This is a genomic window from Amycolatopsis sp. WAC 04182 (assembly GCF_003947465.1).
Classification (GTDB): Bacteria; Actinomycetota; Actinomycetes; order Mycobacteriales; family Pseudonocardiaceae; genus Amycolatopsis.
The window spans coordinates 958679-970638 of the sequence record NZ_QHJJ01000003.1; the positions used below are offsets into that span (position 1 = coordinate 958679).

An 11960-nucleotide genomic window follows, 5' to 3' on the forward strand; every position below is an offset into this window, starting at 1 on the left:
AGAGGGTTAGTCACGGACAGATCTTGCCAGGCTCACCCCGAACCGCGATTCCGAGTCCGTCCACCATTTCTCCACCGCGAAACCGGCGGCGGCCAGTTCCGCGGCGATTCCCTCCCGCCGGAACTTCGCGGAGATCTCGGTGCGCACGTATTCGCCCTCGGCGAACTTCACCTGAAGGTCGGCGCCCGGGATGTCGACGGTCTGCGGTTCGCGGGCGCGCAGGCGCATTTCGATCCATTCGTTCTCCTCGTCCCAATACGAGACGTGGTCGAACGCGGCCGGGTCGAAGTTCGCGCCGAGACCGTTGTTGATCACGTGGAGCACGTTGCGGTTGAACTCGGCGGTGACCCCGGCCGCGTCGTCATAGGCGCGTTCCAGGGTTTCCCGGTCCTTCACCAGGTCTGTCCCGAGCAGGAACCACTCCCCCTCGTCGAGCACTTCGCGGACCGAGCGCAGGAAGGTGGCGCGGTCGGCGGGGAGGAAATTGCCGATCGTGCCGCCGAGGAAGACGACCAGCCGCGGACGGTCGCCTGGCAGCAGGTCGAGATGCCTGGTGAAGTCACCGACCACGCCCCGGACCTCAAGGGACGGGTAGTCGGCCGTGATGGCTTCCGCGGCTTCGGCGAGCGCGGTTTCGGAGACGTCGAGCGGGACGAACTCCTTCAACGTGCCGTGGCTCGTGAGCGCGTCGAGGAGGAGCCTCGTCTTTTCACTCGATCCGGAACCGAGTTCGACGAGGGTGTGCGCGCCCGAACTCCCGGCTATCTCGCCACCGCGCGCGGCGAGCACCTCCCGCTCGCTCCGGGTCGGGTAGTACTCGGGGAGCGCGGTGATCTTCTCGAACAGTTCGCTGCCGCGCGCGTCGTAGAACCACTTGGGCGACAGCCACTTCTGGTCCGCCTCCAGGCCGGCGCGGACGTCCGCGCGCAGCTGCTCGGTGATATCCGATTCGCTGTGGTGTACGTCGAGGTCGACTTCGGTCATCGTGCCTCAGGGCTCCGATCGGCTTCGAGGGGAAGGATTTCCACGCCCGCACCGGTGACCCGGACGGCGTGGCGGTCGGGAACGGGAGTCCAGCCGGGATCGTCGTCGCACGGTTCCGACGCGACGAGCACACCGCCTCCGGTGTCCCGATAGGACAGGGAATGCGTCCACGCGGTACCGATGAGCGTCCGCCCGTCGGTCAGCAGGAGATTGAGCCGCGAACCCGGGCCCGCCTCCTCGACCGCTCCGGTCAGCCACGTGACGGCCGCGAGCGGGTCTTCGCCCGCTTCCAGCCGCTCACTCAGCAATGCCCACAGCAGTACCGAATCCGTGGTCGCCTCCAACGTCAGCAGCCGGGTGATCGGCAGTTTCGCGGCGAGCTCGGCCATCGAGTCCGGCCAGCCCCGCACCAGCCCGTTGTGGCTGAAGAGATAACCGCCGCCGGTGAACGGCGCGTTCGCCGCCTCGACGACCGGCATCGCCGTCGTGCCGTTCCGGACCGCGGCCATGAAAGCGTGCGAGCGGACCGATCCGGCCAGGGCGGGCAGATCCCCGTCCGTCCACAAGGGAGCCGATCGGCGCAGCCGCAACGGTTCGGAGCCTTCGGCGTACCAGCCGAGGCCGTACCCGTCCGCGTTGACCGAACCACCGCCCCGCATGTCACGGGGGGCATAGGACTGCGCCAGCAGCGAATGAGGGGCGTGAAAGAGCGTCTCGGCGGGCGAGCGCGGCTCGCCGAGATACGCGAGGTGACGGCACATGCCCCTCAGGCCACCTCGCTCGGCCGCGCGTCCCGGGCACAGCGGAACCCGGAAAAGATCTGCCGCCGGATCGGGTGATCCCAGTTGCGGAACGTGCCGCGGATGGCCGCCGCGTCCGTCCCGAACGAGCCACCGCGCAGGATCCGGTAGTCCCCGCCGAAGAACACCTCCGAGTACTCCTTGTAGGGGAACGCGGAGAATCCCGGGTACGCTTCGAAGCCGCTGCTGGTCCACTCCCACACGTCGCCTATCAGCTGGTGCACGCCCAGCGGCGAGGCACCCGCCGGGTACGCGCCGACCTCCGCGGGCCGCAGGTGCCGCTGCCCGAGGTTCGCGTGGTCGGGAGTGGGTTCCTCGTCGCCCCAGGGGAACCGGCGTGACCGGCCGGTGGCCGGGTCGAACCGGGCGGCCTTCTCCCACTCCGGTTCCGTCGGCAGGCGACGGCCGGCCCAGGCGGCGTACGCCTCCGCCTCGTGGAAGGAAACGTGGACGACGGGTTCCGCGGCGGGCACCTTCTCGTAGACGCCGAACCGCGTCCGCCACCAGCCGTCCTGCTCCCGCTTCCAGAAGCGCGGCGCCTTGATGCCGTGCTCGCTCCGGTACGCCCAGCCGCGCTCGCTCCACCACTTCGAGTCCTCGTAACCCCCGGAGTCGAGGAACTGCGCGTACGCCCCGCAGGTGACCGGTGCGGTGTCGATGAAGAACGCCTCCACCGCGACCTCGTGCGCCGGACGCTCGTTGTCCAGCGCCCACGGCTCGGCGGAAGTGCCCATGGTGAAGACGCCGCCGGGTACGAACACCTCCGCGGGCAGCGGCCCGGACCGCGACGGCGGCGGCGCGGGCGCGTGCAGCACCGGATCGCCCTTGCGGAGCTGATGGGTGGCCAGCATCGTCTCGTCGTGCTGCTGCTCGTGCTGGGTGATCATGCCGAAGGCGAAGGCGTCTTCGGTGAGCCGCCTGCCTTGCAGCGGAACGCTTTCCAGGATGTCGAAGGATTTCTCCCTGACCTCGCGGACATACTTGCGCGCTTCCTCCGGGCCCAGCAGCGGAAGCGCCGGACGATCCGCGCGGGCGTGCTGGAAGGCGTCGTAGATGTCGTCGATGTCGGGCCGGAGTGCCTCACGGCCGCCCACGTCCCGCACCAGCCAGAGCTCTTCCTGGCTGCCGATGTGCGCGAGGTCCCAGACCAGCGGCGACATCAGTTTCGAATGCTGGCGGACCAGGTCTTCGTCGTCCACGTCCGTCAGCGCGACACTGCGCTCGCGGGCCCTGGTGAGCGCCTCGGCCGCGTGCGCCCGCAGGTCTTGCGGGCTCAGCGCGCGAAGCGGGTTGGTCTCGGTGCTTTCCACGCTCATGACTGGTGGCTCCTCGAACCGTGCACGAGGGACTGCACGCCCTCGCTGATCTCCGTGATGGTCTCCGGCGGCAGACCCGTGGTGCCGAGTTCGGCACAGCCGAGGTCCACCACCTTGCTCGCGACGGTGGCGATCGCCGGGTCGGCCAGGCCGCACCGGGCCGCGCGCTCCCAGCCACCCGTGACCGGTTCGCACAGTTCGAGCACCTTGTCCACTGTGGACGGTCGTGCGAGCAGTGCGGCCAGCAGGGCCACCGGATGCAGCCACTTGGCGGCGGGCTGGGCGTCCAGATACCGGATCTCCAGATACCCCTGTGGACGGACCGGGGTGAAGAACGTCGTCAGGTGATAGGCCAGGTCTTCCTCGGTCGGCCTGTCGAGCCCGGCGCCCTCGCCCCGCCCGTCGATCCAGTCGGCGAAGGTCAGGGAATCGGGCGCGTCCCAGCGGCCGTCAAGGCCGGGAAGGACCATCAACGGCGTGTCCAGGATCCTGCGCGCCCACTCCCCCGCCGGATCCTCGCCCGGTTCCGCCGACCGGGTGCGGGCCCGTTCCGTTTCCATCACGGCCAGCCAGCGCGCGGACGCGTGGCCGGTGTCGCGTCCGGCGTGGACCCGGGAGTTGGCGAAGGTGGCCAGCAGGGGCGGACCGAGCGCGTGGACGGCCGCCCAGCGGTCGGCCAGGTCGCCCGCCTCACCGGTGTCCACACAGACCTGCAGGCCGGCGGTGCTGCACATCATCGTCGCGCCCCCGGAGCCCATGGGGGCGAAGCGGCGTTCCATCGCGGCGTAGCGCGGTGTGCCCAGTTTTCGGGCGGGGGCGCGATACCGGTCTATCCCGGAGTCCCCCAGGTACAGGCCTTGTGCGGCGAGAAGATTTTCGAGGTGGGCCAGATCGGCCGAGACGACGGCGTCCAGGTGGCGCAGCGTGGTCTGTGGTTGAGCGGAGATCTCCACCTGACATCCGGGCTCGAGGCTCAACGGTGAACCTGCCGGAAGCGGGAGGGCGGGGCTGTCGGGGCGCAGGGTCCGCGGCGTGTGCGGGCCGAGCGCGGTGGCGAGATCGTCGGGATCGAGAGGCCGGGCGGGCTCGTCGGCGTAGTGCACGGTGAATTCCAGCTCTACGCCGAGGAGTCTCGGTGGCCCGTGCTTGAAGCACACGGAAGCCACATACGCCTCGCCCTCGGCGCGGTCCGAGAGGACCTTCGCCGTCGCGTTCGACGCGCTCCCGGACTTCTCGGGGAAATCATGAACAGTAGTCATCTTTCCGCCGTCCAGTCGGTTGTCCGATAACTGAGATACCTTGACTTCGGACGCTACACGCGGGGTCCGACAAATTCAGGCCGGTTCTTGCGGGGCAGGATCCCCCGACCACCTCTTAGGACCGGACGATTCAGGGCAAAGCGGGCTCCGTCCCCAGCCCCAGCGAGGCGGCCGCGTTGCGGACCGCCTCGATCACCAGCTGCAGCGCCGGCCGCCGTGACGAGGTCGTCCGATAGGCGATCGAAACCGTCCGGAGCAACGGTGTGGTCAACGCGACGACGTCGATCCCGGGCGGCCGGAGGCCGAGCCCGAGATCCGAAACGAGGGTTACCCCGAGCCCGGCCCGGACCATCGCCATCGCCGTCGATTGCTCCTCGACCTCGTGGTTGATCTTCGGCTCGAACCCGTGGCGGTGACACGCCGTGCGCACCGCGCGGCCGAAGTGGCTCTTCGGGCTGGCGAGGATCCACGGGTGCTCGGCCAGTTCGAGCAGCGACGCGCTCCCCGCGGGGACGGCGCCTGCGGGCACCGCGGCGTGCAGCCGCTCGACCGCGATCACCGCGCGTTCCAGACCGGCGTCCCACGGCATCGGCGCGTCGGAGTAGTCGATCACGAACGACAGATCCAGTTCGCCGTCCCGGACGGCGTCGGCGGTGTCCTCGGGCGCGAGCTCACGGGTGCGGACCTGGATCCCCGGATGTTCACCCGCCAGCGCGGCCAGCGCGTGCGGAAGCAGTCCCGAGGCGACCGACGCCCACACCCCCGCCATGAGCCGGACCGAAACGGTCTCCTGCGCCTCCTCCAAGGCCAGTGTCGCCCGCTCGACGGACCCCAGGATCTCCTCGGCGTGTTCGGTGAGCAACAGCCCCAGTTCGGTCAGCTGCACCCGCCTGCCGAAGCGTTCGAACAGCTTCGCGCCCACGTCCCGCTCCAGTTGCGCCAGCTGCTGCGATACCGCCGAAGCGGTGTAATGCAGCGAAGCGGCGGCCGCCGTGACGGTGCCGCGCCGGCTCAACTCGCGGAGCATCCTCAGGCGGTGCAACGAAAGCTCCATGACCCCAACGTAAACGGGCGCGGTCGCGGACGCCGGATGACGCGTTACACCAGTTTCTCTGCACGACATCGTTCAGATTCGGTAAATGGACGCCCGTGCCCGGCAGGGCGCACCCTCGGAAGTGCCGCAGGACGACCCCGAATCCCGAAGGAGGTGGCCGCATGGCCGCGAGGAACGCCGAACCGCTGATGAGGCTGATCTGGACAGACCCCGTCACCGGTGCCACCGGCTACCTCGTCGTGCACAGCCTGGTCTCCGGTATCGCGACCGGCGGGACCCGGATGCGCGCCGGCTGCACGATGTCGGAGGTCGAGGACCTGGCGAGGGGGATGGCGAACAAGACCGCGACCTTCGGCCTGCCGGTCGGCGGGGCCAAGGGCGGCATCGACTTCGATCCGAAGGACGAGCGCGCTTTCGGTGTGCTGGAACGGTTCTGCGCGTTCCTGCGCCCGTGGATCGACAACCACTGGGTGACCGCCGAAGACCTCGGCGTGCCCCAGCACCTGATCGACGAGGTGTTCGCGAAGCTCGGGCTCGAGCAGTCGTACCACGCGGCGATCCGCCGTTCGGGCGACCCGGCGCGCACCCTTCGCCGCGTGCAGGCCGGATTGAGCACCCCCGTCCCCGGCGGGCTCCTGCTCGGCGACGTGATCGGCGGCTACGGCGTCGCGCAGGCCTGCCTCGGTGTCGCCGACGCCTGGGAATGGGCGGTCGAGAAGACCACTGTCGCCGTCCAAGGCATCGGCACCATGGGCGGCGGCGCCGCCTGGTACCTGCACGAAGCCGGTATGAAGGTCGTCGCGGTCGCCGACGCGGCCGGGACCTTGTACCGGCCCGAAGGTCTCGACATCCCGGCGCTGCTGGAGCTGCGGGACTCCTACGGCGAGATCGACCGTAGCCGGCTTCCCGCCGACGTCCGGCTGCTCCCGCGCGACGAGATCGTGGCGACGGACGCCGACATCCTCGTCCCGGCGGCGATCTCCTACGCGCTGCGCGCCGGGAACCAGGGCTCGGTCAAGGCGAAGGTCGTCATCGAAGCCGCCAACGCGGCGACCACTCCCGACGCCGAAGCCGGACTGGCCGCTCGTGGCATCCCGGTGATCCCGGACTTCGTCGCCAACGCGGGCGCGGCCGCCTGGGCCTGGTGGCTTCTGCTCGGCGAGGTCGGCGCCGATCCGGCCGATTCGTTCCTGCGCCTGCGGACCGAGATGCGGGCGAAGGTGGCGCTGCTGCTGAGTTCGTGGAACCTCGACCGGATCTCTCCGCGCACCACCGGGCTGCGGCTCGCCGAAACCACCCGTTCGGACGCCGCCACCGCACCTGAAGCCGCCCCCGCCCTGGTCATCCCCTGACAATGCGCGTGAAGGCCCCCCTTGCTCTCGGCTGAACCGAGGGCAAGGGGGCCTCGGCTCAGGAGGCGAAGCGGTCCGTCGCGCCGATGAGGACTTCGCGCATCGGCTCGTCCTGGGTGCTGTGGCCGACCTCGTCGATGATCACCAGTTCGCTCCCGGGCCACGCGTGGGCCAGTTCCCACGGGGTGCCGATGAGGTTGCTCAGGTCGAGGCTTCCTTCCGCGAGCACGGCCGGGATGTGGGCCAGCTTCCCGGCCTCGCGCAGGACCACGCCGTCGTCCAAAAAGGACCCCTGGCTCCAGTAGTGCGTCACCAGCCTGGCGAAGGCGAGCCGGAACTCCGGCGTCTCGAAGCTCTTGTACGGCGGGGAAGTCGGGATGATCGCGTCCTCCCAGTCGCACCAGTCGGCAGCCGCCTTCCCGTGCACCGCCGGATCCGGGTCCATGAGCAACTTGTGGTATGCCGCCGCCAGGTCGCCGTCGCGGTCCGCTTCGGGAACACCGTCGCGGAACGTCGCCCACGCCTCGGGGAAGACACCGCCGAGGCCGCGGGTGAGCAGATCGGTCTCGCTCCGTCGACCGGTGGCCAAGCCCATCAGGACCATCTCCGAGACCCGGTCCGGATGCCGCTGGGCGTAGACCAGCGCGAGTACCGAACCCCACGAGCCGCCGAAGAGCAGCCACTTCTCGATGCCCAGATGCTCGCGAAGCCGCTCCATGTCGGCGACCAGATGGTCGGTGGTGTTGGCGGAGAGGTCGGCCTCGGGCTCGCCCGCGTGCGGCCTGCTCCGGCCGCAGCCGCGCTGGTCGAAGAGCACGACCCGGTACTTGGCCGGGTCGAAGTACCGGCGCAGGCCGGTGCTGCACCCCGTCCCCGGCCCGCCGTGCAGCGTGACGGCGGGTTTGCCGTCGGGGTTCCCGCAGACCTCCCAGTACACGAGGTGCCCGTCGCCGACGTCGAGCATCCCGTGGTCGTACGGTTCGATTTCCGGATACAGCCGTGTCACGTTCTCGTCCTCCCAGACCCCGCCAAAAATACAACAGCGCTGTCACAATAGCCGGGACGGGTTCCTGGGCGCGCGTGCTTTACGTACATGAAGGCCCCCTTCCTTGCGTCTGGCGCAAGGAAGGGGGCCTTCATGTACTTGGGCTGTGGCTAGCCTGGCAAGGTCCCGGCGACGTGCCGGAGCGCGTCGGCCAGCTCGGCCGGCCCGGCGGGTCCGATGTGGACCACCGCGTCGTTGCCGTGTCCGGTCGTGTAGCTGAGGTAGCGGCCCCAGTCCGTGTCGGCGAAATGGAGTGGATCCTCGACGGCCACATGCCTGCCGATTTCGTCCCGCTTGCCGACGTAGAGCTCGCCGCTCCCCTCGACCGGCCGCTGCACGAGGCTCACGATGTCCGCGATCACCGGCGGCAGCGAATGCGTGTCCGGGCCGCGCCGGGCCGCCTCTTCGAGCTCGTACGCGCGGACCGTGCGCAGCCTGCCGCCACCCGCCGGGACGGGCGGCAACTGTTCGATCAGTGTTTCCGGCAGCCGCCGCCGATCGATCTCCTGGAGCCCGACCCAATCACCGGACGCCACGGCCAGCACCGCCTGCAGTCCCAGCGACGCGGCCAGGACGCCGTAGGTCTCGCCCCCGGCGTTCACCCAGCCGTAGTACTCGATGGCCGGTTTCGTGAGCACCGGAAGCCAGTCCAGGAAGTCGACCGACGCACGGCCGCTCGAGTCCAGCAGCCCGGCTTGCGCCAACGCCGCTTCCACCCGCTTGTCCGCCTCTGCGCGGGCCGTCCTGGACAGCCAGCGCGGTTCGGGACGCAACGTGATGTGCAGGTCGCCGACGCGTTCGCGTTCGGCGAGTACCGCCAAGGCTTCGACCGGGACGTCCACCCGGCCCGTTCTCACGGTCATCCGTTACTCGCCGATGACCGGCGGACTGGTCCGCTGGTCGGTGCCGAAGATCGCGTCGGGGTCGGCCTCGATCAAGTAGTCGGGACGCTGGTGCTCGTCGTCCTCGTCACCGTCGGCGCGCCTGCCGCCTGCCCCCATCGGGCCCATCGCACCGGCGCCACCGCGGCCGGCGGCGCCACCACGACCACCGGCCAGGTCTCCGCCACCCAGGCCGCCGAGCCCGCCCATGCCGGAACCCCTGCCCGCGCCCATACCGCCGGAACCGGTCCCGCCGGGACCACCCGCGCGGCCACCGGTGCCGCCCTCTCCGCCGAGAAGCCTGCCCGCCGCGCTGTTGGGCCCGGGAACGTTGCGCCCGCTGGTGCCGCCGGGCGGGTTCTGGCCGTTGCCACCGCCGGGGTTGTAGTTCTGGCCGGGTCCGTTCGGGAGGCCGATGACGTTGTCCGAGTCACCGGGTCCGCGTCCGGGAGTCCTGCCGGGGATCTCGGTCGTCGGTCCCGGCCTGCCCTTGCCGCCGCCGGTCGGGCGCGTGGTGTCGTCGTCGCCGGTACCCGGCGGCTTCCGCGTCGGCGTCGTGATGTTGCCGTCGGGCCTGTCCCTCGGCGGCACCGGACGGTCCTCGTTGGTGCCCGGCTTGTTCTGGTTCTGGTCGCCGCCCGGCTTGTTCTGGTTCTGGTTGGTGCCGTTGTCGTCCGTGCCGCTGGTGTCGGTGCCGTCGTTGTCGTCCCCGCCCCGCCTGACGGGCTTCACCGGGATGTACGGCGGCGGCTCGACCGGGGGCGTGACGCCGGGGGTCTTGACGCTGACGTTCGCGCCATCGTTCTTCAGCACGCCGTAGTCGGTCGGCAGGCTGGAGCTCGTGCTGCTGGTGACCGAGTCGTACTGGTCCATCACGCGGACGTTGTTCTGGTTCGCCGCCTCGTGCTTCGCGACGCCCTCTTGGTAGTTCTTGATGTCGTTGTTGACCATGAACGGCCCGGCGATCGGGATCGCGCCCTTCAGACCGGTGGTCCAGGGGTTGGGCTTGTCCGGCTTCGGCGGCACGGGCACGACCGACGACCCGGAGTCGTCGAAGCTGTCGGCCTGCATGGTGACCGAGGCCTTCGTGGTGAACAGCGGGTCCGCGGTCTCCTTGAAGGCCTGCTCGAGCGGGCCGGCACCGGCGTTGGCCGCGTCGGCGGCGGAGCCCGTCCAGGACGACGCCATCCGCGACTGCAGGGACTTGATGGCCATCCCGCGCTCGACATAGGCGTCGGAAAGCTCAGCGACGCGATCGGCCGCGCTACGCAGGTTGCGGGTGTCGCCCTGAGTGAAGTTCTCGTAGATCTGCTTGCCGTCCACCCTCATGCCCCCTTGAGTGTCTTGATCACGGCCGACGCGAATTTCCGCGCGGTCCCACACGAATCCTGTTCGTTGTCAAAGCCTTTGGCGAGGGTGCTGATCGCCAGATCGTCGGCGACGCCCACCGCAAGATCGCAGTTACCGCTCGCCCGCCGGTCCTGCAGGCCGAAATAGACGGTCGGATAGCCATCGACGTCAGGGCCGGGCTCCAGGAACCGCAACTGCCCGGCATTCTTCGCCTTGTGCAGACCGGCAAGACCGCCCATGCCCTTTTCACGGTTACCGCTGCCGAGGATGAGCTGGAGACCGTCCGCCTTGCCTCGAATATGCCAGCTGCAAGCGGGGTTGCTGGTGTCGTTGCTCGCCTCGCCGGGTTCTGTGAACCCCAGTTCCGCGGCAGCGGCCGGCGGAAGCAGCTTGCAGGCGTCACCGACGTACGCCGAGGCGTCCAGCGGATTCGCCACCTTCGGGATGTTCGGGTCCTCCGGCGCGGTCGACGAAGCCGACGACGGCACCGTTCCCGGGGTCGGCGTCGGCGTACCCGGGGTCTCCCCCGTGCAACCGGCGACCGCGACGGAAACGAGCACGAGCGTCGCCGCGGCGACGCGATTCCTCAACACGTTCGGCATCCTCAGGTCGTGCGCATGGTGTTGGCCGCGTCGGTCGCCATGGTCTTCGAACGGGCGACCTCGAGCTTGGCGATGTAGCCCTCGATGTAGGCCTTCATCGAGTCGTTCTGCTTCTGCAGGGACAGCAGGGAGTCGATACCGGAGTTCACATAGCTTGAGCTGGCTTCGTCCTGCCCCGGCGGCATCAGGTCTTGCATGATCCGCTCGATCTTGTCGCCGTCTTTTACGACCTTGTCCAGCTCGTCCTGCCACAGCCCGATGACCGTCTTCAACTCCTCCGGGCTCATCTCGAACCCGCCGCCACCACCGCCGCCACCGCCGTAAACGGTCGGTTCCTTCGTGGTCAGGTCACCCCAGACGGCCTTGATCGCGCTCGCGGCGTCGCCGATGATGTTCACGCCCGCACCTTCCCCTCAGCATTCACGCACCGTGACGGACAAAGCGTAGCCAAGCGGCGGACGGCGTGTCAGCCGATCCGGCCGAGTAGTCCGACGTGTCGCGAAGCCGTCCGGTTCCCCGACCGGCGGAACATCCCGCGAACTGGTCACAGTACGTACGTACGGATTGCATTAAGCGGGTTCCCGGTGACAGGATTCCAGGATGCCACGGGTCAGCCAGGATCACCTCGACGCACGCCGGCGCCAGATCCTCGACGGCTCCCGCGTGTGCTTCGCACGCTATGGCTACGAGGGTGCCACTGTCCGGCGGCTGGAAGAAGCCACCGGCCTTTCCCGTGGTGCGATCTTCCACCATTTCCGGGACAAGGAGTCCCTCTTCCTGGCTTTGGCCGAGGACGACGCGGTGCGCATGGCCGACATCGTGGCCGAGCAGGGCCTCGTCCAGGTGATGCGCGAGCTGCTGACGAACCGCAGCGAGCATCCCGCCGACTGGCTCGGCACGCGACTGGAGGTCTCCCGGCGGCTGCGCACCGACCCCGAGTTCCGCGCCCGCTGGGCCGAGCGGTCCCACCAGCTGACCGCCGCGACCCGCCGCCGTCTGCTGCGTCAGCGCGACGCCGGGATCCTGCGTGACGACGTGGACGTCGACGTTCTGACCGCGTACCTCGAGCTCGTTCTCGAAGGTCTCGTCTCGCACCTCGCGATGGGCCAGCCGGGTGACGATCTCGGTCCCGTCCTCGACCTGGTCGAGGAGAGCGTGCGGCGGCACCGGGCCCACGCGGCCGGGGGAACGCGTTAAGATTGTCCCATCGTCGCAGTACAGCGGCGGTATCTGTTGGTTTCCGATCGAGGAGTGACTCTTTTCGTGCGCGACGCGCAGTCACCTGGTGACAGTATCGAGCCGGGTGGCACACCCGGC

The 11960-nt window shown here is 69.4% G+C and carries 12 protein-coding genes; 2 read left to right on the plus strand and 10 right to left on the minus strand.

Annotation, left to right across the window (positions count from 1 at the left end):
• Nucleotides 1–6 precede the first annotated feature (6 nt).
• From egtD to DMH01_RS18225, 5 genes are all read right to left on the minus strand, one after another.
• Complete coding sequence (gene egtD, locus DMH01_RS18205; protein ID WP_125678251.1) at nucleotides 7–984, minus strand: L-histidine N(alpha)-methyltransferase; 978 nt, start codon at nucleotides 982–984, stop codon at nucleotides 7–9.
• Nucleotides 981–1745: an ergothioneine biosynthesis protein EgtC gene (egtC, locus tag DMH01_RS18210; RefSeq protein ID WP_125678253.1), complete on the minus strand. Its 765-nt coding sequence runs from the start codon at nucleotides 1743–1745 to the stop codon at nucleotides 981–983. Before egtC ends, egtD begins: the two co-directional genes overlap by 4 nt.
• A gap of 5 nt (nucleotides 1746–1750) precedes the next feature.
• Nucleotides 1751–3100: an ergothioneine biosynthesis protein EgtB gene (gene egtB / locus DMH01_RS18215; RefSeq protein ID WP_125678256.1), complete on the minus strand. Its 1350-nt coding sequence runs from the start codon at nucleotides 3098–3100 to the stop codon at nucleotides 1751–1753.
• Nucleotides 3097–4359 (minus strand): glutamate-cysteine ligase family protein, encoded by a 1263-nt coding sequence (locus DMH01_RS18220; protein ID WP_125678258.1) that lies wholly within the window; start codon nucleotides 4357–4359, stop codon nucleotides 3097–3099. Before DMH01_RS18220 ends, egtB begins: the two co-directional genes overlap by 4 nt.
• A 130-nt stretch (nucleotides 4360–4489) precedes the next feature.
• Nucleotides 4490–5413: a LysR family transcriptional regulator gene (locus tag DMH01_RS18225; protein WP_125678260.1), complete on the minus strand. Its 924-nt coding sequence runs from the start codon at nucleotides 5411–5413 to the stop codon at nucleotides 4490–4492.
• Between the two features lie 161 nt (nucleotides 5414–5574).
• On the opposite strand from DMH01_RS18225, the gene DMH01_RS18230 reads away from it, so the two are divergent.
• Entirely contained in the window at nucleotides 5575–6765 is a 1191-nt protein-coding gene (locus DMH01_RS18230) for a Glu/Leu/Phe/Val dehydrogenase dimerization domain-containing protein (RefSeq protein WP_125678262.1), read from the plus strand.
• Between the two features lie 58 nt (nucleotides 6766–6823).
• Here DMH01_RS18230 and pip read toward each other — a convergent pair whose 3' ends face one another.
• From pip to DMH01_RS18255, 5 genes are all read right to left on the minus strand, one after another.
• Nucleotides 6824–7729 (minus strand): prolyl aminopeptidase, encoded by a 906-nt coding sequence (gene pip / locus DMH01_RS18235; RefSeq protein WP_233621614.1) that lies wholly within the window; start codon nucleotides 7727–7729, stop codon nucleotides 6824–6826.
• Nucleotides 7730–7920: 191 nt separating this feature from the next.
• A complete protein-coding gene (locus tag DMH01_RS18240; RefSeq protein WP_125678810.1) occupies nucleotides 7921–8652 on the minus strand; it encodes an ESX secretion-associated protein EspG in 732 nt (243 codons plus the stop codon).
• Between the two features lie 24 nt (nucleotides 8653–8676).
• Complete coding sequence (locus DMH01_RS18245; protein ID WP_125678266.1) at nucleotides 8677–10020, minus strand: hypothetical protein; 1344 nt, start codon at nucleotides 10018–10020, stop codon at nucleotides 8677–8679.
• On the minus strand, nucleotides 10017–10643 hold the full coding sequence (locus DMH01_RS18250; RefSeq protein ID WP_125678268.1) for a DUF3558 domain-containing protein: 627 nt from the start codon (nucleotides 10641–10643) through the stop codon (nucleotides 10017–10019). The genes DMH01_RS18245 and DMH01_RS18250 overlap by 4 nt, the downstream gene beginning before the upstream one ends.
• Nucleotides 10644–10645: 2 nt before the next feature.
• Nucleotides 10646–11041 carry a hypothetical protein gene (locus DMH01_RS18255; RefSeq protein ID WP_125678270.1) on the minus strand — a complete coding sequence of 132 codons (396 nt, stop codon included), beginning with the start codon at nucleotides 11039–11041 and terminating at the stop codon, nucleotides 10646–10648.
• A gap of 202 nt (nucleotides 11042–11243) precedes the next feature.
• Here DMH01_RS18255 and DMH01_RS18260 point away from each other — a divergent pair, with 202 nt between their 5' ends.
• The gene (locus tag DMH01_RS18260; protein ID WP_125678272.1) at nucleotides 11244–11840 is read left to right on the plus strand and encodes a TetR/AcrR family transcriptional regulator; all 597 of its coding nucleotides are present in this window, start codon (nucleotides 11244–11246) and stop codon (nucleotides 11838–11840) included.
• Nucleotides 11841–11960: the final 120 nt, after the last annotated feature.